Raw genomic sequence first — 23,655 nt, forward strand, 5'->3', positions numbered from 1 at the left:
ACCCAGGGCGCGATGAAAATTAATTTTCACTAAGATCCGTTCATGTAATTTCATTTACGGACTTGCCGTCCTAACCCCCGTACACGCATGCCAACCCGACCGTCAACTCCCGACACGCCCGAAGCCGAGATCGTCGCGCGCATCACCGCCGCGATGTCCGTTCTCACGCCGGGCCACCGGCGCATGGCGGAGTACGTGCTCGCGAACCTGTTCCACGCCGCGACCATGCGCATCGACGAACTGGCTGGCGCGGTGGGCGCTTCGGTGGCCACGGCCAACCGCTTTGCGCGCTCGCTCGGGTTCGACGGCTATCCGCAGTTTCGCGAGGCGCTCGTGCGCGGCTTCGAGGCCACGCTCGCGCCGGTCGAGCGGCTGCGCAGCGCGCAGGAATCGCCAACCAGCGGCGCCGGGTTGTTCGGCGCCTCGCTGGAGCAGGCCGAGTCGAACCTGCGTTTGTCGCGCCAGTCGATCGACAGCGAAGCGGCCGCAGCAGCGGTGGACGCGATTCTTTCGGCGCGCCGCGTCTACGTGATCGGTTCGGGCACGAGCGCGTTTCTCGCCGGGCTCATGGAGAACGCGCTGCTGCCGTATCTGGACAACGTGCAGGCGCTCGCCTCGGTCGGCGGTCCCACGCATTCGGCGCGCAGGCTGCTCGGCGCGAACAAGGACGATCTGGTGATCGGCATCGCGTTTCCGCGCTACGTGGACGACACGATCAAGCTCTCGCGCCACGCCGCGAAGCTGGGCGCGCGCGTGCTCGCGCTCACCGACAGCATCGACTCGCCGCTCGCACGCTTCGCCGATCTCACGCTGCTGATCCGCTCCGAACGTCGCCTTGCGGCGAACTCGGAAGCCGCTGTGCTGGCCGTCATCGAAGCGCTTTGCGACGCCGTGGCGTTGCGCGCGAAGGATTCCGTCGTCGCCGCGGCGGCCATCACCGAATCGGTGCTGCCGTGGCTCACCTCGGCCTCGGCGCAGGCGCCTGCCGCGCCTTCGGCCCCATCTTCCCCAACGAAAAAGAAATCATGAAATCGAACGCAGTCATTGCCATTCACGGCGGCGCCGGCACGATCCTGCGCGCTTCGATGGCGCCCGAAGTCGAAACCCGGTATCTCGACGCGCTGAACCGCATTCTCGCGGCTGGCCAGCGCATCCTGGCCGTTGGCGGCAGCGCGCTCGACGCAGTCGAGGAAGCGGTGCGCCTGCTCGAAGACTGTCCGCTTTTCAACGCGGGCCACGGCGCGGTCTTCACGTCCGCGGGCACGCATGAACTCGACGCCTCGATCATGGACGGCCGCACGCTCGAAGCGGGTGCCGTGTGCTGCGTGAAGCGCGTGCGCAATCCCGTGCGGGCGGCGCGCCGCGTGCTCGAGAAGAGCGAGCACGTGCTCTTCACGGGCGAAGGCGCGGAAGCATTTGCGGCGGCACAGGGCCTCGAATTCGTCGATCCCGGCTATTTTCACACTGATGCGCGCTACCGCCAGTGGCAGCTCGCACGCGGCGAAGCGCGCGCGATGCTCGATCACGATGGGGCAACCCTTCAGGCAAATGTCGAGGCTAAGGCCGCTGCAAACGCATCGGAAGACAGCCTGCCGCACGAGCCGATCGACCCGAACCGCAAATACGGCACGGTGGGCGCGGTGGCGCTCGACGCGCACGGCCATCTCGCGGCGGCGACTTCGACCGGCGGCATCACGAACAAGCAGGTGGGCCGCGTGGGCGACGCGCCGCTGATCGGCGCGGGCTGCTATGCCGACGACGCCACCTGTGCGGTGTCCACCACGGGATCGGGCGAAATGTTCATGCGCATGGTTGCGGCCTACGACGTGGCGGCGCAAATGAAATATCGCGGCGTTTCGCTTTCCGAAGCAGCCACGAATGTGGTGATGGAGCAATTGCCGCGCATCGACGGCCGTGGCGGCCTGGTCGCCGTGGACGCCCAAGGCAACGTGGTCCTGCCGTTCAACACCGAAGGCATGTATCGTGGCTACGCGCGCGTGGGCGAAGCGCCCGTTGCGTCGATCTATCGCTGAGCGGCGCATCGCTTTGCGCATCAAACGAAGGAATCCTCATCGTGCAGATGTCCTCGCACTCTCCTGATACGGCGGTGGCCAGCGATAAGGCCACGCTGCCGCCGAACCGCGTGATCGACGTGCGCGATCTCAGCGTGTCGTTCCGGCGCGGCGCGGGCACATTCGAAGCCGTGCGCAATCTGTCGTTCCACGTCGATCGGGGCGAGACGCTCGCCATCGTCGGCGAATCGGGCTCGGGCAAGTCGGTCACGTCGCTTTCGCTGATGCGGCTAGTCGAGCACGGCGGCGGCAGCATTGCAAACGGCAGCATCGACCTGCGCCGCCGCAAGGGCAGCGTGCTCGATCTCACGCGTGCGAATGGGTCGACCATGCGCTCGGTGCGCGGCGCGGACATCGCGATGATCTTCCAGGAGCCGATGACCTCGCTGAACCCGGTGTTCACGGTGGGTAACCAGATCAGCGAGGCGATCGCGTTGCATCAGCAGATGAACGCCGCGCAGGCGCGCGCCGAAACGCTGCGCCTGCTCGACCTCGTGCGCATTCCCGAGGCGCGCCGCGTGATGGACCGCTTCCCGCATCAGCTTTCGGGCGGCATGCGCCAGCGCGTGATGATTGCGATGGCGCTCTCGTGCAAGCCCGCGCTCCTGATCGCCGACGAACCGACCACGGCGCTCGACGTGACGATCCAGGCGCAGATCCTGCAGCTCATTCGCGGCCTGCAGGATGAGATGGAGATGGGCGTTGTCTTCATCACGCACGACATGGGCGTGGTGGCCGAAGTGGCGGACCGCATCCTCGTGATGTATCGCGGGGAGAAAGTCGAAGAGGGCGCATCCGATGCGCTTTTCGCCGCGCCTTCGCATCGCTACACGCAGGCGTTGCTCGCCGCCGTGCCGAAGCTCGGCGCGATGCGGGGCACTGACTTGCCAGAGAAGTTCCCGCTGCTTTCGACGAGCGAAGCGGCGCGCCCGGTGGCCACGTCAAACCTTCCGGCGAACGTGCCGAAAACGCACGCGGCGCCGGTCCTGCGCGTGCGTGAGCTCGTCACGCGTTTCCCCGTGCGCAGCGGTCTGTTCGGCAAGGTCACGGGCCGCGTGCATGCGGTCGAAAAAGTCAGCTTCGATCTTCACGCTGGCGAAACGCTCGCGCTGGTGGGCGAGTCCGGTTGCGGAAAATCGACCACGGGCCGCTCGCTGCTGCGGCTCGTAGAGAGCCAGAGCGGCACGATCGAATTCGCCGGCCAGAATATCAGCACCCTCACTGGGCCCGCGCTGCAGACGTTGCGCCGCGATATCCAGTTCATTTTCCAGGACCCGTTCGCTTCGCTCAATCCGCGCCTCACGGTGGGCTTCTCGATCATGGAGCCGCTGCTCGTGCACGGCATTGCGAAGGGTGGAGAGGCGCAGGCGCGCGTGGAATGGCTGCTCGATCGTGTGGGCTTGCCGAAGTCGGCGGCGGGCCGTTATCCGCACGAATTCTCGGGAGGCCAGCGTCAGCGCATTGCCATCGCGCGCGCGCTTTCGATGAACCCGAAAGTCGTGATCGCCGACGAATCGGTGTCGGCGCTCGACGTTTCCGTGCAGGCGCAGATCGTCAACCTGATGCTCGACCTGCAGCAGGAGCTTGGCGTGGCGTATCTCTTCATCTCGCACGATATGGCCGTGGTGGAACGCGTGAGCCATCGCGTCGCGGTGATGTATCTGGGGCAGATCGTCGAGATCGGCCCGCGCCGCGCCGTGTTCGAGAACCCGCAGCACGCCTATACGAAGAAGCTCATGGGCGCGGTGCCGATCGCCGATCCGGCGCGCCGCCACGCGAAGCGCGTGCTCGCCGCCGACGAACTGCCGAGCCCGATTCGCGCAACCGTCGACGAGCCGCAGGTCCTGCCGCTCGTGGCGGTCGGCCCCGATCACTTCGTTGCGAAGCATCGAGTGGGCGGCGCTTACTGAACGCGCCGTCAAGTCACACAATCGTTCGCTTTCTAGCTGGATCATTTCGCTGAGTCGTCAAGACTCATTGGTATGGAGACCTGATTGATGAAAGAAGTCAAAACATGGATGAAGGGCAGCGCGCTCGCACTTGCACTGATCGCGGGCGCGACTGCGGCACAAGCCGCCGATCAGCGCGCCGTGATGGCTGTCGATTCGACCTTCTCGACGCTCGACCCGTACGACGCCAACGACACGCTCTCGCAGGCGGTTGCGAAGTCGTTCTACCAGGGCCTGTTCGGTTTCGACAAGGACCTGAAGCTTACCAACGTGCTCGCCACGAGCCATGAAGTGAGCGGGGACGGCCTCGTCTATACCTTCAAGCTGCGCGAGGGCGTGAAGTTCCAGGACGGCACCGACTTCAACGCGGCGGCCGTAAAGGCGAACTTCGACCGCGTGACGGACCCGGCGAATCACCTGAAGCGCTACAACATGTTCCGCCGCATCGCGAAGACCGAAGTGGTCGATCCGTACACGGTGAAGGTCACGCTGAATGCGCCGTTCTCGGCGTTCGTGAATGTGCTCGCGCACCCGTCGGCGGTGATGATCTCGCCTGCGGCCATGAAGAAGTGGGGCAAGGACATCGGGCTGCATCCGGTGGGCACGGGCCCGTTCGCATTCGTGAAGTGGGACCCGGCTGGCGACCTCGTCGTGCACAAGTTCGACGGCTACTGGAAGAAGGGCTACCCGAAGATCGACGAGATCGACTGGAAGCCGGTAGCCGACAACAACACGCGCGCGGCGCTCATGCGCACTGGCGAAGCGGACTTCGCCTTCCGCATTCCGTTCGAGCAGGCGAGCACGTTCCAGTCGAACCCGAAGGTGGACCTGATCGCCACGCCCTCGATCATCCAGCGCTACATCAGCCTGAACACCGCGAAGAAGCCGTTCGACAACCCGCTCGTGCGCCAGGCGCTGAACTACGCGATCAATAAGGACGCGTTGGCCAAGGTGGCGTTCGGGGGCTATGCGCTGCCTTCGGACGGCGTGCTGCCGCAAGGTGTGGACTACTCGGTCAAGCTCGGCCCCTGGCCTTACGATCCGGCCAGGGCGCGAGAACTACTCAAGCAGGCCGGTTACCCGAATGGCTTCGAAACGACGCTGTGGTCGGCGTATAACAACTCGACCGCGCAAAAAGCCATTCAGTTCGTGCAGCAGCAACTCGCGCAGGTGGGCGTGAAGGCGAACGTCGAAGCGCTCGAAACGGGCACCGCCGTCGCGCGCGTGGAAAGCGCGCAGGACCCGGCAACGGCGGGCGTGCGCATGTATTACATCGGCTGGTCGTCGTCCACCGGTGAGGCGGACTGGGGCATCTCGCCGCTGCTCGCTTCGGCATCGTGGCCGCCCAAGCTCATGAACACCGCGTACTACAAGAACCCGGCGGTCGATGAGGACCTCGCGAAGGCGCTCGAAACGACGGATCGCGCGCAAAAGACGGCGCTCTACACCGACGCGCAAAAGCGCATCTGGGCCGACGCACCGTGGGTGTTCCTCGTGAAGGAGAAGGTCGTGTACGCCCGCAGCAAGCGCCTGGCCGGCGCGTATGTGGCGCCGGACGGCTCGTTCAACTTCGACGAGATCTCGATTCGCTAATGCGTTGCGCGCCGCGCCGGAACGTTCGAGTCCGGCGCGGCGCGCGCGCCCCGATGCAGTAACGCGCTCATGCTGAATTTCATTGTCAAACGCTCGCTGGGCCTCCTGCCGACGCTCCTGATCGTTGCGGTCCTGGTGTTCCTGTTCGTGCACCTGCTGCCGGGCGACCCGGCGCGCCTCGCGGCCGGCCCCGAAGCGGACGACGCCACGGTTGCGCTCGTGCGCGCCGACCTCGGCCTCGACCAGCCGCTGCCGCAGCAGTTCCTCCACTTCTTCGTGCGCATCGCTCACGGCGACTTCGGTGTTTCGATGCGCAGCAAGCGCCCGGTCATCACCGAAATTAGCGAGCGTTTCATGCCCACGCTGCTGCTCACGCTCACCAGCATGGTCTGGGCCGTGGTGTTTGGCATGGCAATCGGCATCGTCTCGGCCGTGTGGCGCAATCGCTGGCCCGATCGCATTGGCATGGCGCTCGCGGTGTCGGGCATTTCGTTTCCGGCTTTCGCGCTCGGCATGGCGCTCATGGAGCTGTTCTCGGTGCGCCTGGGCTGGCTCCCCGTGGTGAGCGACGGTTCCTGGCGCAGCTACGTGCTGCCGTCGATCACACTCGGTGCGGCGGTGGCTGCGGTGATGGCGCGCTTCACGCGGGCCTCCTTCGTCGAAGTGCTCAACGAGGACTTCGTGCGCACGGCGCGCGCGAAGGGCGTGGCCGAGCAATGGGTAGTGATCAAGCATTGCCTGCGCAACGCGATGATTCCCGTCGTCACGATGATGGGCCTGCAGTTCGGCTTCTTGCTGGGCGGCTCGATCGTCGTGGAAGTGGTGTTCAACTGGCCGGGCCTCGGGCGGCTGCTCATCGATTCGGTTTCGATGCGCGACTACCCCGTGATTCAGGCCGAAGTGCTGTTGTTCTCGCTCGAGTTCATCGTCATCAATCTGATCGTGGACGTGCTGTACGCGGTCATCAATCCGACCATTCGATTCAGGTGAGCCCGCCATGAGCACGACCCTAGACGTTGATGTACGCGCACAGGACGAAGCGATCCGCACACCGTGGCGCGAATTCTGGCGCAAGTTCCGCAAGCAGCATGTCGCGCTCGGCGCGGGCGCATTCGTGCTGCTGCTGGTGCTGATTGCGGTGTTCGCGCCGCATCTCGTGCCTTACGACCCGGAAAATTACTTCGACTACGACTCGCTGAACGCGGGTCCAACGGCTGCCCACTGGTTCGGCGTGGACGCGCTGGGCCGCGATATTTTCAGCCGCATTCTCGCGGGCACGCGCATTTCGCTCGCGGCGGGCTTTCTTTCGGTGGCGCTGGGTGCGGTGGTCGGCACGTTCTTCGGCCTGCTCGCGGGGTACTACGAAGGGTGGTGGGACCGCATCACCATGCGTGTGGCTGACGTGCTGTTCGCATTCCCAGGCATTCTGCTCGCCATCGGCGTGGTGGCGATCCTCGGCAACGGGATGATCAATGTGGTCTGTGCGGTGGCGGTATTCAGCATTCCGGCGTTCGCGCGGCTCGTGCGCGGCAATACGCTCATGCTCAAGCACCTCACGTATGTCGAGGCCGCGCGCAGCATTGGCGCGTCGGACTGGACGATCATCATGCGGCATATTCTGCCGGGCACCGTGTCGTCCGTGATCGTGTATCTGACCATGCGTATCGGCACGTCGATCATCACGGCGGCGAGCCTGTCGTTCATCGGCCTTGGCGCCCAGCCACCCACGCCGGAGTGGGGCGCCATGCTCAACGAGGCGCGCGCAGATATGGTGACGGCGCCGCATATCGCGCTGTTCCCGAGCCTCGCCATCTTCCTCACCGTGCTTGCGTTCAATCTGCTGGGCGACGGATTGCGCGACGCACTCGACCCGAAGCTGGACCGCGCATGAGCGTCGATCGTGGAGATACCGCGCCGCATGTCGGCACACTGGCGAGCGGCGCGACAGGAACGATAGCCGACGTAAGCGGCGTGCGCGTTGGACATTGCACGCTCGACGCGGGCGATGTGCAAACAGGCGTGACCGTGCTGCTGCCGCATGCAGGCGACCTCTTTCGCGAGAAGGTGCCGGCGAGCATTTGCGTGATCAACGGATTCGGCAAGAGCATCGGGCTCATGCAACTCGAAGAGTTGGGCGTGCTCGAAACGCCGGTCGCGCTGAGCAACACGTTTGCGGTGGGCACGCTTGCGCAGGCGCAGATTCGCGCGGCGGTCGCGGCGAATCCGCAAATTGGACGCGACCTGCCGACCGTCAATCCGCTCGTGTTCGAGTGCAATGACGGCTATCTGAACGATATTCAGGCGCTGGCGGTTCACGAGGAACACTATCTCGCCGCCTGCGCTGCTGCGAACGCTGACTTCGCGCGTGGCAGCGTAGGCGCGGGGCGCGGCATGTCGAGCTTCGACCTGAAAGGCGGCATCGGCACGGCGTCGCGCGTGGTGCAAGCGGCGCTCGCGCAGTACACGGTGGGTGCGCTCGTGCTGGCGAACTTTGGCCGCTTGCCGATGCTGACGATCGGCGGTGTGCCCGTGGGGCGCGAGCTTGCGGCGCGCGCTGCGTCGAATCGCGCAACGCAGGAGCCCGAGAAGGGGTCGATCATCATGCTGATCGCCACGGACGCGCCGCTCGACGCAAGGCAGCTTCGGCGCGTGTCGATGCGCGCGGCAGCGGGTCTCGCGCGCACGGGATCCGTTTATGGACACGGCAGCGGCGATATCGCCATGGCGTTCAGCACTGCGTACACATTGATGCACGACGCGCCGACCCACGCTTTGCCGCCCTTGCTCGCCGACTCGCAGCTCGACCCGCTGTTTCAGGCAAGCGCCGATTGCGTGGAGCAAGCGATTCTCGACGCGTTGTGGCGCGCAAGCACCGTACAGGGCCGCGATGGCCAGGTGCGTCTGGCGCTGCGCGAAGCGGTGCCCGATCTCGCCGAACTGCTTTCAGGCGGAGCGCAGGCGTGAAGGTCCTCATCTCGGTCGATATCGAAGGCATAGGCGGAGTCTTCAACGTTGCGCAAACGCGCGCGGGAAACGCCGAGTACGAGCAGGCCCGCCGCTGGATGACGCTCGAAGCGAACGCGGCCGTGGAGGGCGCGTTCTCGGGCGGCGCGAGCGAGGTGTGGGTCAACGACTCGCATGGCGCACGAAGCCGTCGGGCAGGTGGCACGCGACGGCGCGTGGTGGGACCGCGCGTGTGCCGCGCCGCGCGTGCGCACGTGCGAGCTGCATACGCAGACTACTGCGCTGGCTGACCTCTTTGCGCAGTGGCCCGGTGTCGAGCGCGCGGTGGGCTGTTTGATCCGGTTCGTGGCGCCAACCGCCGAGTCCCTCGTGCGCACGCTCAATAGCTTGTCGGCGATGTCTGCGGTGCTGCGATGAGGCGGCGGTCGTTCGCCGCATTGTGCAACTAACTGTCAGCCCCCCCCCACACGTCGCACAACGGATAGGCGGCTTCGCCGCCAATCCGCAAAAAAGCCTGCCGATTACCCGGTGAGATCTTCCTCCAGCCGATCGAACACGCGCCGCGTCGCGCCACGCGCGTGCAGCGCGAACAGCAGTAGCGAACGGCCTGTCACCTGGTAGATATCGCCCGCTTCGAATTCGGGCAGTTCGTCGCGCACGGGCATGTTCGTGTCGATGAGGCAGTTCCACTGATCGTTGCCCGGCACGGAAGGCAGCGTGAAATCCACCACGTCGTGATAGGCGTTGAGCACGATGAGCATGGTCGCATCCGAAGCGAGGCGCATGATGCCACTCGTTTGCGATCGTCCATCGATCAGCATGCCGAAACAACGCATCGCCGAATCGTCCCACTGCTCCCGAGCGATGGGTACGGCCGCGGGTGAGAGCCATTCGACGTCGGTGACGTCAAGCGCGGCGTTGTGCTCGCCGATGAGAAAGCGGTTGCGTCGCAGCACTGGCAGCGCGTGGCGCAGCGCGGTGAGCTTGCGCACGAAGTCGGCGAGCGCGCGGCCGGTGTCGTCAATGCCCTCCCAGTCTACCCAGCTCACCTCGTTGTCCTGGCAGTACGCATTGTTGTTGCCGCGCTGCGTGCGGCCGAACTCGTCGCCCGCGAGCAGCATCGGCGTGCCCTGCGAGAGCAGCAGCGTGGCGAGGAAGTTGCGCTTCTGGCGCTCGCGCAGCGCGCGGATTTCGGGGTCGTCGCTCGGGCCTTCCGCCCCGCAGTTCCACGAGAGATTGTCGCCGTGACCGTCGCGGTTATCTTCGCCGTTGGCTTCGTTGTGACGCTCGTTGTACGAAACGAGATCGTTCAGCGTGAAGCCGTCGTGCGCGGTAACGAAGTTCACGCTCGACCATGGCCGCCGCCCGCGCCGGTTGAAGCTGTCGCCCGAGGCGCACAGGCGCGTGGCGAGGTCGGGTGCCTTGCCCTCGTCGCCTTTCCACCAGGCGCGCGTGGTGTCGCGAAAGCGGTCGTTCCATTCCGCCCAGCCTGGCGGGAAACCGCCCACCTGGTAGCCGCCTGGCCCGCAGTCCCAAGGCTCGGCAATCAGCTTTACGCTTGCGAGGATCGGGTCCTGGCGGCAGCTGTCGAGAAAGCCGCCGCCTTCGTCGAAGCCGTAGGGCTCGCGCCCGAGGATGGTCGCGAGGTCGAAGCGAAAACCGTCCACGCCCATTTCCAGCACCCAGTAGCGCAGGCTGTCCGTGACCATCTGCAGCACGCGCGGGTGCGAGAGATTGAGCGTATTGCCCGTGCCGGTGTCGTTGATGTGGTATCTCCTGTCTTCGGGTAGCCGGTAGTACGAAGCATTGTCGATGCCTCGAAACGAAAGCGTCGGGCCCAGTTCGCTGCCTTCGGCCGTGTGGTTGTAAACCACGTCGAGTATCACTTCGAGACCCGCCTGGTGGAGGCGGTCCACCATGTTCTTGAACTCGTCGATCGAGCCGTGCGCGCCCACCGAGTAGCGCGGGTCCGGCGCGAAGAAGCCGATGGTGTTGTAGCCCCAGTAGTTCGTGAGACCGCGTTCGAGCAGGTGCGAGTCGTTCACGAAGGTATGGATGGGCAGTAGCTCCACGGATGTCACGCCAAGCCCACGGATATATTCGAGCACCGGCGTTTGCGCGAGCCCTGCGAAAGTGCCGCGTTCTTCGGGCGGCACGTCGGGATGGCGGATCGTGTAGCCGCGCACATGCGTTTCGTAGATGATCGTCCGCTCGCGCGGCACCCGCTCGCGCATCGGGTGGTGCCATGTGAAGCCCTGATCGACTACGCGGCAGCGCGGCACATAGCGCGCGCTGTCTCGCGTGTCGAACGAAAGATCGCCGTCGGGGCTCCCGATCGTGTAGCCGAACACGGCGGGATGCCAGCGCATCGCGCCCAGGTGCGCCTTCGCATAGGGATCGAGCAGCAGCTTGTTCGGATTGAAGCGATGGCCCGCTTGCGGCTCGTACGGCCCATGCACGCGATACCCATAGATGGCGCCCGGTTTGAGGTCTGGCAGATAGACGTGCCACACCTCGTCGGTGTATTCGGGCAACTCGATGCGTTCGAGTTCGCGCAGGCCGTTCTTGTCGAAGAGACACAACTCGACCTTCGTAGCGTTCGCGGAGAAGAGCGCGAAGTTCACGCCGCGGCCGTTCCAGGTGGCGCCGAGTGGGTACGGCTGTCCTTCTACGATGCGGGTAGCGGTTTTTTTCTTCATGGGCTCGTCGGTTGGGGACGCAATGGCGCGCGCCTCCAACGCCGTTGCGCGCGAGGGCGGGGGCTTCTATCAAGCAAGGTTTGGGCCTAAGACGCGCAGCGCAGCGCCACGCAGGGGCAAGACGAGGAGAGAGGGGCCGGATGCGTGGGGCATGGCGGCAGCGCAGAAGATGGTGTGCGCCGCGTGGATCGCGCCGCGCGTTGCTGCGTCAGGCGGCGTGCGTGCTGCGAGCGTGTAGCTTTGGCGCAGCGCGTGCACAGATTTACCGATTTTCTTTACGACTCCGCGCGCAGCGCCTATTTCACGGTTTGCACGACTTCGAAGCCTTCGAACTCGGGGTGGCTCAGATAGATCGGACGGTTTGCGCCGCCCGTATTGCCCGCGTTTCGATGCGCCGCGCGAAAGGCGTCGGAGCGCGTCCAGTCTTCGAAGTGCGCGTGTCTCGCCCAGATCGTGTGGCTCGCGTAGAGCACGTGGTCTTCGCGCTGCGGGCCTTTGAGCAGATGAAATTCGATAAAGCCGGGCACTTGCTTCAAGTGCGTGTCGCGCGTGGCCCAGACTTCCTCGAATGCGGCCTCGGAGCCTGGCGCGACCTTGAAGCGGTTGATGGCAAAGTACTTGTCAAGCCAGAAAAGCCTTATGTGGCGGGGGTTTTGGTGATTTGCGAATGTGCCAGCCCGCCACGCAGTCCGCCATGGCTGGCCAACACGTCTTCGCGAGGTCCAGCGTGGGCTAGCGGGGGTGGGGGGCGGCAGCGGGATCGCGCTCGGCCAGGCGCGCGGCAATCCACGCGTCCACCTCGTTTTCAGACCAGCGCACCGCGCGTGAGCCGATACGCACCGGGCGCGGGAAGTCCCCGCCGTTGATCAATTCGGTGAGCATCGATTCATCCAAGCCAATCTTGTCGAGTACCTCGGGCATGCGCAAAAGTCCACCACGCAAACGTCTGTCATGAGGCGCACAGCAGACATCGAGGGAGGCGTCGCCGAACACGCCATTCTTCAACCTCCCGTCGTAGGACTGTCAGCGGGTCACGTGCTCTCTCTGTCTGTCCTTGATGCCTGACTTTCACGACCTGATGGTGCCTGTAATGTCGTTTCCTTGGAGTCAGGGGCGGCCGGCATCGCGATGTGGACACGATTGCGCCCTGCGTTCTTAGCCGCATATAGCGCGGCATCGGCACGCTCGTGCGCTGCCACGATGTCATCTTCGCCATCGTGGTATGACGCGATGCCGATGCTTACGGTCTGCGAAATGGTCTGTCCTGCCTCGAGGGCGATCGGCGTGTTCTGGATGGAGGTGCGAATACGTTCGGCAACGGCCTGGGCCTGTTCAGCTGTTGTGTCGGGCAGGATGGCGGCGAATTCTTCGCCGCCCAGGCGGGCGGCCAGATCCTCCGCGCGCAGCGCTCCTTCAAGCACGCGTGCCACAACTGCCAGCACACGATCCCCGGCTGCGTGACCGTACGTGTCATTGACTAGCTTGAAGTAGTCCAGATCCAGTGCCAGCAGCGATAGCGGCCGGTGCTGCTCACGAGCACGCGCAACCGCCTGCGTGGAGGCCCTCGCGAAACTGCGGCGGTTCGGCAGTCCAGTGAGCGAGTCCACTTCGGCTTCGGAGCGTAGCTGAGTGAGCTGCTGGTATTGATGACTGACGTCGACGAGTGTGACCAGCAGTGCATCGGATTCATCGGCTTGCACGCCAAAGGGGAGTTGTGTGCTGCGCAGCAGCATATGCCGGGGTCCGTCGCGGGTGAGCATCGCGACCGCGTCGTTCTGACCGACCGCCTGTGTCTCTGTCCATGCTGTGGGGTCAACAAACAGCCGGGCAAACGGCTGCCCCTTGCCCGCGACCGCACCGAATACATCCAGCATGGCTTCGTTGGCAACCAGAACGTTACCTGCGCTGGTTTGTACCACAACAACCGGCGTGGGCATGTTCTTCACAATGGTCGAAATCAGGCTGGCAAACTGTTGCACCTGATCGAACAGGTGACGCTCACGGCGCACGAGCAGGTTCGCGCTCGCCAGCATGACCAGGACTGTGGCCGTGCCAGCGAGGTTGATAGACAAGCTTTGTCGTACACTCGCGCGGTATACATCGACCGAAAGGCCGACATCAAGTGTCCAGTAGCTTGCTGTGGATCCGAGCGGGATCCTGCGTGTGGCCACCAAGTGTTGCGTACCGTCCGGAGGAAAGAGCAGATAACGGGTCGTCGGCGTGGGGCCAGTCGTCGCCGTGCCGTCGATCAGCTTCTGTCCTGGCGCCACCGCGAGAGCGGCCGGGTAGCGTGCGATGACGCGGTCCGCACTGTCGCGCAACAGGACGGAAGTGCCCGCCGGCAAATTCATGGCTTCGAGCGGGCGCGGTTCGACGTTGACCACCTGGACGATGACCGCGTCGAGTTCACCTGCCCGGTTACGATGCCCCTTTGCGAAAATGATGACTGCCTCTTGTGCCCAGGTCGCAAGGTCTGTGACGAGGTCAGACGGATCATTCCGCACACGGGCAAGCACTGATTCAAGGCCAGGCACCTGGTTGCCGACACTCGCACTCGATCCGGCAAGCGGCCGGCCGTCAGGCGCGAAGACAGCAATGAGCACTTCACCGAGCGCTGGACGCATGATCATTGCCAGTTGCGTCAGCTCGACATCGGCGAGCGTCTGGCTATCCAGCATGTTCTCGATCTGCGCCGTCGACACACTTACGCGCTGCAAACGGTCCTCGATGCGTGCCGTGATAAGCGAGGCCTGGCCGTTCAGCCGCTGTGCTGCAAGGGTATCTGCGGCTCGGAAGTCGTGCCACGACTGCCATGAGTTAATCAGGATATTCAGAGTAACAAGCAGGGCAAGTGCGAGCAGCGCCCTTTGCAGCCACGATTTGCGCGCAATGTAATCGAGCGACCAGCGAGCGGCGGTAGTGAGTGAACGCGCCATGATGTCTGACTTCCGGTGCGGGCTTGTCTATCATCGTAGGCGATCGACGGCGCCACCGTATTTCAGGACGGGATCACCTCCGAGACACGTTCCCAATTCTTGCACGTCAGTTCGTTTGTGCCCGCCCGGATGACGAGTGGCGGCTCTCCAGGGGCATCTCGCCTTTGGCTTACCGGCATCCCGTATGGCTGTCCGGATGCGGCTGACTACTGCTCGACGCGTTCGGCGGTAGCCGACCCGATATAGCGGTCCTTTAACCTACAGCGCAATCGGTGACGGTGACCTGCGGGTATCGGCCATACATCCATCCGGAGTCGTCTATCTCTTCTGGAAACTTCGCAAAGCCAGTTTTCGCCATTCAGGGTTGCAAACGCTTTTGGCAACGCTATTCAACATGTCTCAGCCAATGAGGACGCCCGACTATGCTTCTTCGAAATTTGCGGCGTCAGCGCGCTGAACGGGGGGGGGGCGAGTTCGGGCCGCCCAACGCGACCATTTGCTTTTGCCGTTTGGACGTTCCAGCCGGCTGATTGATGGGAGCAATGCGTCGAGGTGACCCTCATGAGGCGCCAATGACCCAACTAATGATCGAACCAGCGATACTGGATCGCGACGGAGACGATCTGATAGTTGCCGCCCGCGCGCACGACAAAGCCTCGAGAGTAGGCAAGCTTGGCAGACCAGCCGCGACCGAGCGGCACGGCAAGCGTGACGCCACCGCGCGCGTTAGACTGGCGACCGCTGCTCGATCCACCATTGACTTCAGTAGCGCCACCGAGCGCATAGCCGAGATCGGCGGCGAGCCAGAGCCCCGGCCGAAAGCTGTATCCGCCATGGAGCTGTGCGACCGCGAGCGGAGCCTGGCTTTTTTCCCGTCCGTTGAAAAAGTTCGTGTTGTTCGTGAACAACCAGACACCGGCCGAGGCCTCGAAGAACCAGTTTCCCCATGGCTGTGATATCCCGACCTCTGGCTTGAATGCCCAACGGTTGTTACCGACGTTGACGAGGCGTGAGGGGACGTACTGGCCTGTGGGCGCCTGAATCGTCACGCTCGCGCCGAGCGAGGTAACGGGCGGTGCACGGGAAAACGCTTCAGGTGAAAGCGCGGGGTTGCCGATCAGATTCAGCGCGAAGCGAAACTGCACGTCACCGAGGCCTGCGCGATGCACCTCGGTCGGTGCACCTATGACGAGCCCATTCAGGTTGCCGCTCACGAATGGCACGGCGACGCCGATCGACGCCGCGCGGTCTGCCAGCGCGAACGTGTGCACGTAGCCGAGAACGAGGTTGTTCAGTTGTGTGCTTACACCCGTGATGGGGAGGGACGGGTCGGTGAGTACGTCGCCGCTTACGTGCGCGTAACCCAGGAGGAGAAAGTTGGTGCCGATCGGCGAGGGAGAATAGGTGCGCGGCTCCAGTTCCTGCGCGCGCGGTGCGTTTGCCAGCCACGGCAGCACGGCAGCGCAGTAACAGAGACGCAACCCGAGAGCGGGTCGCCTGCTCATGGCGGTTCAATCCGGTTTGCCGGAAGGGGGGCGAATGCGATGCGGCTGCATACGCCTCGCGAGTTCGGAACCCAGGATAGCAGCGACGTCCCCGCCGGTGAATAGGACGATGGTCTGATTGTCGTCGGGAGGCGGCGCGTGAACGGGCTCGTTTGACCTGACGGATGGAGCAATAACTGCCCTCGGCCTGCCGTCCCCGGAGCTCGCCGTGTAGGACCATAGGCCGATTTTCACAAGCCACCATAGTGGCAGTATCGGGATGTGTCGGTGCAGTGAGGCCGTCGCCAGCGCACAGCAGGTGCGGCGGTATTCCTGACCGGACCGGGTTCGCGTTGCGGCGTCCCAGCTCGAAGGACGAGCATGGCACGGCAATTGGTACACACACGGGCACTACCGGGGTTCGTTCCAGCCGTCGGATTTGTAGCGGGGCTTCACGATGCGCGTCATACATGCGTTGATGTACATTGCGGCGTTCTGCGCAGGCATGTCCGCGGGTGTGGCGACGTGCTGCGCCGCGCAAGGTGCGGTGTCGCAGCCTGCCGCTTCCGCGTCTACCCCGGCAGCCGCTGCTGCCCCCGCGTCGGCTACCGGGGCGCGCCGTATCGATCTCGGCAACCAACCATGGAAGGGTGACTTCGACGCAATGCTCGACCGGCGTGTGATCCGCGTACTCGTTCCCTATAGTCGGACACTCTATTTTAACGACCAGGGTCACGAGCGCGGACTGACTGCCGGGCTCATGCGGGACTTCGAGCGTTATGTGAACAGGAAATACAAATCGACGCTTGGCAAGCGCCCGCTCACCCTGGTCATCATCCCGACAACGCGCGACCAGTTGATCCCGGGGCTGATCGCCGGCCGGGGCGACATCGCGGCCGGCAATCTGACGGTGACCGAGGCGCGTCTCAAACAGGTCGACTTCGTGGCGCCGCGCGACCGAACGCCGGTACGCGAAGTCGTTATTACCGGGCCGAAGTCGCCGTCTCTCGCGAAGCTTGACGATCTCAGCGGAAAGACGGTCCATGTACGCGCCAGCAGCAGTTACTACGAGAGCCTGAACACGCTGAATGCGCGCTTTCGCAAGGAAGGCAAGGCTCCCGTAAAGCTTGCGCTGCTCCCCGATGCGCTTGAGGACGAGGACGCAATGGAGATGCTCAATGTTGGGCTCATCCAGATCCTCGTGGTGGATGACTGGAAAGCGAAGATATGGGCGCAGATACTGCCTGGGATCGCTGTGCACGACGATATGGCGGTGCGCGACGCTGGCTATATCGGATGGGCGATCCGTTTGCAGAGCCCCAAGCTGAAGGATGCGATCAACGACTTCTACGTCAATTACGTGAAGAAGCAGAGCGTCGCCGAGGTCCGTCTCCAGCAGGAAATGAAACGCATCAAGCAGATTTCCAACAATACGGAGACGGAGGAGATGAAGCGGTTCAGGCAGACCGTCAGCTTATTTGAAAAATACGGCGGGCAGTACCGCTTTGATCCGCTTTTGCTTGCGGCGCAGGGATATCAGGAGTCCCAGCTAAATCAGGACGCACGCAGTCACGTTGGGGCGATTGGAATCATGCAGCTCATGCCGGCCACCGGGAAGGAACTTGCAGTAGGCGACATCCGCGTGACGGAGGCGAATATCCATGCAGGAGCAAAGTATCTCGATTCCCTGATGGTCCGTTACTTTCCAGATGCACAATTTTCGGAGAGGGATCGCTCGCTCTTCGCATTCGCAAGCTACAACGCGGGGCCTGCAAAGATCGCGAGGATGCGCAAGGAAGCGGCGGCACGCGGTCTGGATCCCAACAAGTGGTTCAACAATGTCGAGATCGTGGTTGCCGAGAAGATTGGCACCGAGCCAACGACCTATGTACGTAATGTTTTCAAATATTACGTTGCCTACCGGCTGGTGCAGGAAGCCGAGGCGGCGCGCTCTCGCGCGATTGGACAGATGCGCAAGAAGGGATGATCGGCAAGCGGAGCTCGCGGATGGGCGTACGCGGACAGTGGACTATTACCCGTGCCAATGGGCAGCGCTGCAGCCGCACGTGCGCGCCAACCACTGGCGGGATCGCGATGCGCAGGCTACAACCCCGCATTCCCCGTAAGCGAGCATTGGCTCTAAACGGTGTCGCCGGAAGTAGGAAACCTGCATATCCGGCGTGCGAACGCTAGCGCGCCAGAGCCGTGAGAGCGTAGCGCAGCGGATGGCTCGATACGACGATCATTCCTCGAAAGAGCGTATCGAGGTCGACAATGACGTAGGCGACGGACGCAATTGAAACGGCGCCCAGCATGATTGTGATAAGAACCAGTGGGTTGCGGGGCGCCATCAACCCAAAGCTCAGAAAGATTCGCGTTCTGGCTGTTTGTTAAGCGTGGACGCGCAACCATTCTCCCTGCAAGCGCTTTCATGGCCGCGATGGCGTTTTGTCGGACGAAGGTCTGATATCGGCTTTGATTTCGGACGTCTAACGTGTTTCAGAAGCGCCAGGCGCGCCCATTGCGATGGAAACCAGACCTGCTATTTTATGAGGATAGGCCGCTGCCGACGTCACATTTCCGTTCGTGCGCGACCAGGAGAGGTGAGATGGAAGAGACCGAGGTCATCAATTCAACGGAGTGTCACGAGGTCATTCGCCAAAGGGCTTTCGAGCTTGCAGACACAGGCATTTTTGACGACTGGGAAGCCATTCGACGGGCGCTCTGCTCGCGCTTCCAGGTCACGCACCTGTACCAGATTTTTTCGAGCCCGTTCTTCAGGATGGATATCGACCGGCGCTGCCGGACCGCGCGTACAGGTCGTTCGCAAGCGGTGGTAACGCCTGTGGAGGATGGCAGCGGCCAGAAAACAAAGTCCCGTCTGCCGCACAGGGCGTCATCCCGACTGGCCGCAAGTTACGGGCCGAAGCGATACGATGATCCAGAGACACGGACGCGCAGGCCGGGCCTCGCGGGCGCCATCGCCGCAGCGTTGGCCGACGGCAGCGAGCGTACCGCGACCCAACTGGCGCAGCAACTCAGCGCTGGACACCGTGAGGTGCGACAAGCGCTGCGGGAAATGCTGTCGAATGACGAGGTGCACGTCGCACGACGCGCGCCGCGCTCCGTCTGCGGGCGCCCCGCGCGCTTGTTCGCGAGCGGGCCCCAGATCAGGGGCGGTCGTGACGGATCTGTCCATGCAATTTCCTGCTGGCCGAAAGCAGATCCGGTGGTGCTACGCGCCATGGACGCATTCTCTCGCCACGGGTGACGCATTGTGCTAGCTTCAGGATCATCGCTCGGGAGAACCCGGCATGAAAGACGTCTACCCACCCATCTGCCAGAGGGACGGCTTCCCGTATCGAGCTTTCGGCCCGGGGAATTGCGGCGAAGCGGCGGACACATCCGTCGCGTCAAATGCGGCCATTCCCATCGTATTCGTCGTGGACGACGACGAGCATGTGCGCAATGCCCTGTCGCGCCTGCTCCGCTCGTGCGGCTACAACGTCCAGGCATTCGACAGCGCCAGCGCATTTTTCCAGCGCGCGAACCTGACGCACGCGCCAGCCTGCCTCCTGCTCGATCTCAAGCTGCCAGACCTGAGTGGTATCCAGCTGCAAAGGCGACTGGACGGCGTCGTGCCGATAGTCTTTATTTCAGCACATGGGGACCTGAATACAGCAGTAGAAGCGATGAAGGCGGGCGCAACGGATTTCCTGGCGAAGCCAGTTGATGCGTCCGTTCTGCTCGATGCCATGCGGCGCGCGCTTGAACGTGCTCGACGGCTTTTCGACGAGCACGAACGACGTGACGAGGTCCAGCGGCGCGTCAATACGCTGACACGTCGTGAGCGTGAGGTCATGGCGCTCGTCGTGACAGGTCGGCCTAACAAGGTCGTCGCCGATACAATGGGCGCGGCGGTGAAAACAATCAAGATACATCGGGGACGCGTGATGGCGAAGATGAAAGCTCGTTCGCTGCCCGAGCTGATCCGCCTCGCCGCAATGGCCGATCTCGAAGCGCCGGAGCCCCCCATGCATCACCCTCGGGCCTCTTGCGCGGCTCTCGCCGTTCCCGGTTTATTAAAATAGGGATATTGAACTGTCGTCTCTTTCATACACTGCTCGTACCAGCAGTCCATGTTGGCAGCTAGCGCAACGTCTCGTTGTCTACCTTGAGTCGAGGCCATATGAGCACTATCATGCCGGCCGGACACGCCGAACCCGAACGACGCGCACCGATTCTCAATACCGTCGACCGTGTCTGCGAAATATGTTTTGGTCTGTTCATGGCCCTGACGTTCGTCGGTGCCGTCAAGGCGGTCACCGCAGGCGAAGATGAAGGGTACAAGATGTTCTTCGCGGCGCTCGGATGCAATCTCGCGTGGGGTCTCGCCGACGCCGTGATGTATCTCGTACGTACGCTCGCTGATCGAGGGCAGCGCCTGAAACTCGCGCAGTCCGTTAAGCGCGAGCAGGACGAGGCTGTCGCCGTACGGGTGTTGCGCGATGCATTGCCTGAGAAGCTGGAGCCGCTCGTCGAAGATGCCGACCTCGAGCGGATCCGCGCGCGCCTCGCGGCGGCATTGACGCTGCCACCTCGGGCGAATTTTGTGAGTGGTGACTTCGTCGGCGCGCTGGGGATCTTTCTGCTTGTTGTTTTGGGAACCTTCCCGGTCGCGGTGCCGTTTCTCGTCTTCAGGGATGTGACAACGGCACTCGTCGCCTCGCGCGTGCTCACACTCGTGATGCTTTTCGTCGCCGGCTTTGCGCTGGGGCGCTACACCGGTGCAGGGGCAATGAAGGCAGGTATCGCAATGATTGCGCTTGGCATTCTACTTACGATGGCGATCATCAAGCTGGGCGGCTAACCGACCCTTCTACACCCGGCCGGCCCGCTTTCCAGGTGCGAGTGGATTCCCGGCAGGGCGACCCAAAATATTGTGGGAGGTTTAGCATCATGAAGGCCGCCAACAATTCCGCGCACGCTACGCTGATGGCTCGTCACGTCGTGGCAGAATTTCCCAAGGCCCTTTGGCAGCTATGTGCCCCGATCGCATTTCTGTTTGCGCTTTACCTCCTGCTTTCCGTCGTAATGTATAACTTCGGTGGTCCGGTCGACTCTGCAAGCGGATTGCCATGCTCCTTTGGGGAAGCGCTCTACCTTTGCGCGATGAGGGCGATTACGATCGGTCAAAGCGACATCGTGCCCACCACAAGCGTTGGCCATATTGTCTCAGTGTCGCTCGGGGTGCTGGGCATACTGCTCGTAAGTACTGTTGCTGCCGCAGCGGTTCGCGGTGTCGACGAGGCGATACAAAACGCAGGTACACGTCGCTAGGTCAGTTGTCGCGCTGAGCAAATAGTAAGACCCGGTTCGAATTCTCACGGTTGATGACCCTGATGGAAATCGTCTTCACCGTTTTGATCCTGCTGCTCGCGGTCGCCGTATCGGGCGTCGTCGTGCGGCTTCTGCGTGGCCTGTTGCCATTGCCGCTCGTCCAGATCGCAATCGGTGCATTGCTTGCGTGGCCAAAGTTCGGTCTGTACGTCACCTTCGACCCCCAACTGTTTCTGCTACTCTTCATCCCGCCGTTACTCTTCGCGGACGGATGGCGCACTCCGAAACGCGAGTTCTTCATGCGGCGCCGTTCGATCCTGCTGCTCGCATTCGGTCTCGTGTTCATGACGGTGCTCGTGGTCGGCTACTTCGTGCATGCGCTCGTGCCCACCGTTTCGCTTCCCATCGCGTTTGCGCTCGCAGCGGTGCTGTCGCCGACAGACGCCGTAGCGCTGGCGGGCATTGCCGGCAAGAATCGCATTCCAGCGCAGCTGATGCATATTCTCGAGGGCGAAGCGCTGATGAATGACGCCTCGGGTCTCGTCGCGCTCAAGTTCGCGATTGCGGCCGCGCTGACCGGCATGTTCTCGCTGCGGGAGGCTTCTATCAGCTTCGTGATCATCGCCGCAGGCGGCCTTGCGATGGGCGCCGCGGTGAGCTGGCTGTTCAGCTTCGTGATACGGCGGTTGCGCAGCGTGACGCGCGAAGGCGATCCAGCGCCCGGCGTTGTCTTGACGTTGCTGATTCCGTTCGCCGCCTACCTGTTCGCCGAACATTTCCATTGTTCTGGCATTCTCGCGGCGGTTGCTGCCGGCATGATGATGAACTACGTGACTGTCACCAGCGCCGGTTCGGTATCGGCACGCGTGAGGGCGAACAGTACGTGGGCAATGGTCGAATTCGTCTTCAACGGAATGGTGTTTATCCTGCTGGGATTGCAGTTCCCGAACATCATCGGCCGTGCGCTCCTCGACGCTCACGAGACGGGTAATGGTGACGTGTGGCGGCTGATCGGCTACGTCGCAGCAGTCACGCTCGCGCTCTATACGATGCGCTTCGTGTGGGTCTGGCTGCTGCGGTGGTTTGCAAGCCTCGGAGCGGCCCGGCACGGCGTGATCAACGCTGTGCCGGGGCTACGTACCGTGGCGATCATGACGGTCGCTGGGGTGCGTGGTGCGCTGACGCTCGCAGGCGTGTTGTCGATACCCGTTGCGTTATCCAGCGGAGAGCCGTTGCCGGGGCGTGACCTGGTGATCTTTATCGCTTCAGGGGTGATCCTGACGTCGTTGCTTGTTGCCGTCTTCGCACTGCCGCAGTTGCTATATGGGACGCGCCACGGGCACGATGCCCATGCAGATGAGGAAGTCCACGCGCGCAAGGTCGCTGCGCAAGCCGCAATCCGCGCCGTCGACGACCTTCATCGAACCGTCACCGGGGATAATGGCGAGTCCGCAACCGCCTTCGCTGCGGATGCGGCTGCACGCGTGATGGATCTATACCGCCGGCGACTCGCCAGGTTCACCCACGACAGGAATTCCGCTGACGAAGTGCGCAGGGTGGAAGCGCTGGAAATTCAGTTCAGCCTTGCGGCAATGCGCGCAGAGCGCGCTGCGCTGCTGGAGCTGCGCAACGCCAACGAGATCAATGACGAGACGTTGAGCAAGCTGATGCGGGAGGTAGACTATTCGGAAACGGCGCTGACCACCCGTGAACAGGCTGCTAACTGACGGATCACGACGGTCAGCTTTCGAGCGCACTTCGGTCGGCGGGAAACACACGACGTCCGGGCCGCGCGTTTCATACAAAAGGCATGACCCGACCCTCAAGAGACCCATTGCCCCCTGAGCTATCTGTCCGCTTTCTAAACACTTTCCGACTTTGGCGCGGTGCTCTGCGGCAAATCAGATAAAACGTTGCCCTGACCTGGCGGTCGATGGACTAGTCATGATCAACCCCGTCTTCCCCGGACGTGACGTGCCACCACGCCGCAGCATCCGGTCGCCAGCCAGTGGAAGAGGTCCAGGGTGTCGTGATTACACTTCAGACACGTTGACTGCGCATGGAGCGATTACCCCTTGGTTTTTCAGTCCCTGTAGCCCAGGCTTGAACTAGCGTCGGGTCCAGCTGCGACAGGTGGGCGCGTCCGTTCAAGCCGGCGGCTACGCGCAAGCGCCCCTGATTGATCTCCTACCTGTTCCGCCGTGACGGTGAATCCGAAGTGCAGATTTCCCCGCGCCCGGCCATCGCCGCAATCGTGGCGTCCCTTTTGGGTTCACCGGTCTTGCTGTGACGGTTTCCGGAGTCGGGCCATGAACAAGTGGTTCCGCGTCATCCAGCGAGTTACTGCCCGGGGTCGGACTGACCTACCGGAGCGGGTTCGTGCCACGATCAAACGGAAAACCATCTTGGGGTTGGTAACCGTTCTGGTAACGGTGACGGCTCTTCTTGGCAATACGCTTTTGTTTTCGTCATCCGCCTTCGGGCAGTCCGGCGGCGGTGGCGGTGGCAGCGTTTTAGGCGGGGTCAGCAGCGCAACTGGCGCCGGCGCCAACGGCGGCAACAGCACCACGAGGTTTAGCGGCGGCGGCGGCGGCGGAGCGGGCGTCACGGGCGGTAGC

Annotated in this window: 18 protein-coding genes and 3 pseudogenes; 15 read left to right on the forward strand and 6 right to left on the reverse strand. The window is 63.2% G+C overall.

Going from position 1 to position 23,655, the window contains the following annotated elements; genetic code table 11:
* Nucleotides 1-87: 87 nt before the first annotated feature.
* The 8 genes and pseudogenes from M3I54_RS21780 (at nt 88) to M3I54_RS21815 (ending at nt 8,995) form a co-directional block, all read left to right on the forward strand.
* Nucleotides 88-1,029, forward strand: coding sequence for a MurR/RpiR family transcriptional regulator (locus tag M3I54_RS21780; protein WP_254339669.1), 942 nt, complete (start codon nt 88-90; stop codon nt 1,027-1,029).
* Nucleotides 1,026-2,033 (forward strand): isoaspartyl peptidase/L-asparaginase family protein, encoded by a 1,008-nt coding sequence (locus M3I54_RS21785; protein WP_254339671.1) that lies wholly within the window; start codon nt 1,026-1,028, stop codon nt 2,031-2,033. The genes M3I54_RS21780 and M3I54_RS21785 overlap by 4 nt, the downstream gene beginning before the upstream one ends.
* Before the next feature lie 47 nt (nt 2,034-2,080).
* The gene (locus M3I54_RS21790) at nt 2,081-3,982 is read left to right on the forward strand and encodes a dipeptide ABC transporter ATP-binding protein (RefSeq protein WP_254339716.1); all 1,902 of its coding nucleotides are present in this window, start codon (nt 2,081-2,083) and stop codon (nt 3,980-3,982) included.
* A 108-nt stretch (nt 3,983-4,090) separates the two neighbouring features.
* Nucleotides 4,091-5,614 (forward strand): glutathione ABC transporter substrate-binding protein GsiB, encoded by a 1,524-nt coding sequence (gene gsiB / locus M3I54_RS21795; RefSeq protein ID WP_254339719.1) that lies wholly within the window; start codon nt 4,091-4,093, stop codon nt 5,612-5,614.
* A 69-nt stretch (nt 5,615-5,683) separates the two neighbouring features.
* Complete coding sequence (gene gsiC, locus M3I54_RS21800; RefSeq protein ID WP_254339674.1) at nt 5,684-6,604, forward strand: glutathione ABC transporter permease GsiC; 921 nt, start codon at nt 5,684-5,686, stop codon at nt 6,602-6,604.
* A 7-nt stretch (nt 6,605-6,611) separates the two neighbouring features.
* Nucleotides 6,612-7,505 carry a glutathione ABC transporter permease GsiD gene (gene gsiD, locus M3I54_RS21805; RefSeq protein WP_254339676.1) on the forward strand — a complete coding sequence of 298 codons (894 nt, stop codon included), beginning with the start codon at nt 6,612-6,614 and terminating at the stop codon, nt 7,503-7,505.
* Entirely contained in the window at nt 7,502-8,578 is a 1,077-nt protein-coding gene (locus M3I54_RS21810; protein WP_254339678.1) for a P1 family peptidase, read from the forward strand. Before gsiD ends, M3I54_RS21810 begins: the two co-directional genes overlap by 4 nt.
* Nucleotides 8,575-8,995: pseudogene (locus M3I54_RS21815) on the forward strand (M55 family metallopeptidase). The gene M3I54_RS21810 and the pseudogene M3I54_RS21815 overlap by 4 nt, the downstream one beginning before the upstream one ends.
* Before the next feature lie 104 nt (nt 8,996-9,099).
* Here M3I54_RS21815 and glgX read toward each other — a convergent pair.
* From glgX to M3I54_RS21840, 5 genes are all read right to left on the reverse strand, one after another.
* The gene (gene glgX / locus M3I54_RS21820) at nt 9,100-11,277 is read right to left on the reverse strand and encodes a glycogen debranching protein GlgX (RefSeq protein WP_254339680.1); all 2,178 of its coding nucleotides are present in this window, start codon (nt 11,275-11,277) and stop codon (nt 9,100-9,102) included.
* Nucleotides 11,278-11,573: 296 nt separating this feature from the next.
* Nucleotides 11,574-11,918, reverse strand: coding sequence for an antibiotic biosynthesis monooxygenase (locus M3I54_RS21825; protein ID WP_254339721.1), 345 nt, complete (start codon nt 11,916-11,918; stop codon nt 11,574-11,576).
* Nucleotides 11,919-12,009: 91 nt separating this feature from the next.
* Nucleotides 12,010-12,198, reverse strand: a complete 189-nt coding sequence (locus M3I54_RS21830) for an AlpA family transcriptional regulator (RefSeq protein ID WP_254339681.1) — start codon at nt 12,196-12,198, stop codon at nt 12,010-12,012.
* Nucleotides 12,199-12,308: 110 nt separating this feature from the next.
* Nucleotides 12,309-14,213, reverse strand: a complete 1,905-nt coding sequence (locus tag M3I54_RS21835) for a GGDEF domain-containing protein (protein WP_254339683.1) — start codon at nt 14,211-14,213, stop codon at nt 12,309-12,311.
* Between the two features lie 581 nt (nt 14,214-14,794).
* Nucleotides 14,795-15,718 carry a transporter gene (locus tag M3I54_RS21840; RefSeq protein WP_254339685.1) on the reverse strand — a complete coding sequence of 308 codons (924 nt, stop codon included), beginning with the start codon at nt 15,716-15,718 and terminating at the stop codon, nt 14,795-14,797.
* 436 nt (nt 15,719-16,154) lie between these two features.
* On the opposite strand from M3I54_RS21840, the gene M3I54_RS21845 reads away from it, so the two are divergent.
* A complete protein-coding gene (locus tag M3I54_RS21845) occupies nt 16,155-17,684 on the forward strand; it encodes a transglycosylase SLT domain-containing protein (RefSeq protein WP_254339687.1) in 1,530 nt (509 codons plus the stop codon).
* A gap of 202 nt (nt 17,685-17,886) precedes the next feature.
* Here M3I54_RS21845 and M3I54_RS21850 read toward each other — a convergent pair.
* A pseudogene (locus tag M3I54_RS21850) lies at nt 17,887-18,069 on the reverse strand (hypothetical protein); the annotation flags it as partial.
* A gap of 236 nt (nt 18,070-18,305) precedes the next feature.
* Between M3I54_RS21850 and M3I54_RS21855 the strand changes: the two are divergent.
* The 6 genes and pseudogenes from M3I54_RS21855 to M3I54_RS21880 form a co-directional block, all read left to right on the forward strand.
* Nucleotides 18,306-18,968 (forward strand): hypothetical protein, encoded by a 663-nt coding sequence (locus M3I54_RS21855; RefSeq protein WP_254339688.1) that lies wholly within the window; start codon nt 18,306-18,308, stop codon nt 18,966-18,968.
* Between the two features lie 43 nt (nt 18,969-19,011).
* The gene (locus M3I54_RS21860; protein ID WP_254339690.1) at nt 19,012-19,788 is read left to right on the forward strand and encodes a response regulator transcription factor; all 777 of its coding nucleotides are present in this window, start codon (nt 19,012-19,014) and stop codon (nt 19,786-19,788) included.
* 98 nt (nt 19,789-19,886) lie between these two features.
* Nucleotides 19,887-20,567 carry a VIT1/CCC1 transporter family protein gene (locus M3I54_RS21865; protein WP_254339692.1) on the forward strand — a complete coding sequence of 227 codons (681 nt, stop codon included), beginning with the start codon at nt 19,887-19,889 and terminating at the stop codon, nt 20,565-20,567.
* Between the two features lie 89 nt (nt 20,568-20,656).
* Entirely contained in the window at nt 20,657-21,037 is a 381-nt protein-coding gene (locus M3I54_RS21870) for a potassium channel family protein (protein ID WP_254339694.1), read from the forward strand.
* Between the two features lie 62 nt (nt 21,038-21,099).
* Nucleotides 21,100-22,764 carry a Na+/H+ antiporter gene (locus tag M3I54_RS21875; protein WP_254339723.1) on the forward strand — a complete coding sequence of 555 codons (1,665 nt, stop codon included), beginning with the start codon at nt 21,100-21,102 and terminating at the stop codon, nt 22,762-22,764.
* A 582-nt stretch (nt 22,765-23,346) separates the two neighbouring features.
* Nucleotides 23,347-23,655, forward strand: a pseudogene (locus tag M3I54_RS21880) (hypothetical protein); the annotation flags it as partial.

This window comes from Paraburkholderia sp. CNPSo 3274 (assembly GCF_024206475.1).
GTDB lineage: Bacteria > Pseudomonadota > Gammaproteobacteria > Burkholderiales > Burkholderiaceae > Paraburkholderia.

Coding starts and splice junctions, on each gene's coding strand:
- M3I54_RS21780 (WP_254339669.1), top strand. CDS start 88: ATGCCAACCCGACCGTCAACTCCCGACACGCCCGAAGCCGAGATCGTC.
- M3I54_RS21785 (WP_254339671.1), top strand. CDS start 1,026: ATGAAATCGAACGCAGTCATTGCCATTCACGGCGGCGCCGGCACGATC.
- M3I54_RS21790 (WP_254339716.1), top strand. CDS start 2,081: ATGTCCTCGCACTCTCCTGATACGGCGGTGGCCAGCGATAAGGCCACG.
- gsiB (WP_254339719.1), top strand. CDS start 4,091: ATGAAGGGCAGCGCGCTCGCACTTGCACTGATCGCGGGCGCGACTGCG.
- gsiC (WP_254339674.1), top strand. CDS start 5,684: ATGCTGAATTTCATTGTCAAACGCTCGCTGGGCCTCCTGCCGACGCTC.
- gsiD (WP_254339676.1), top strand. CDS start 6,612: ATGAGCACGACCCTAGACGTTGATGTACGCGCACAGGACGAAGCGATC.
- M3I54_RS21810 (WP_254339678.1), top strand. CDS start 7,502: ATGAGCGTCGATCGTGGAGATACCGCGCCGCATGTCGGCACACTGGCG.
- glgX (WP_254339680.1), bottom strand. CDS start 11,277: ATGAAGAAAAAAACCGCTACCCGCATCGTAGAAGGACAGCCGTACCCA.
- M3I54_RS21830 (WP_254339681.1), bottom strand. CDS start 12,198: ATGCCCGAGGTACTCGACAAGATTGGCTTGGATGAATCGATGCTCACC.
- M3I54_RS21835 (WP_254339683.1), bottom strand. CDS start 14,213: ATGGCGCGTTCACTCACTACCGCCGCTCGCTGGTCGCTCGATTACATT.
- M3I54_RS21840 (WP_254339685.1), bottom strand. CDS start 15,718: ATGAGCAGGCGACCCGCTCTCGGGTTGCGTCTCTGTTACTGCGCTGCC.
- M3I54_RS21845 (WP_254339687.1), top strand. CDS start 16,155: ATGCGCGTCATACATGCGTTGATGTACATTGCGGCGTTCTGCGCAGGC.
- M3I54_RS21855 (WP_254339688.1), top strand. CDS start 18,306: ATGGAAGAGACCGAGGTCATCAATTCAACGGAGTGTCACGAGGTCATT.
- M3I54_RS21860 (WP_254339690.1), top strand. CDS start 19,012: ATGAAAGACGTCTACCCACCCATCTGCCAGAGGGACGGCTTCCCGTAT.
- M3I54_RS21865 (WP_254339692.1), top strand. CDS start 19,887: ATGAGCACTATCATGCCGGCCGGACACGCCGAACCCGAACGACGCGCA.
- M3I54_RS21870 (WP_254339694.1), top strand. CDS start 20,657: ATGAAGGCCGCCAACAATTCCGCGCACGCTACGCTGATGGCTCGTCAC.
- M3I54_RS21875 (WP_254339723.1), top strand. CDS start 21,100: ATGGAAATCGTCTTCACCGTTTTGATCCTGCTGCTCGCGGTCGCCGTA.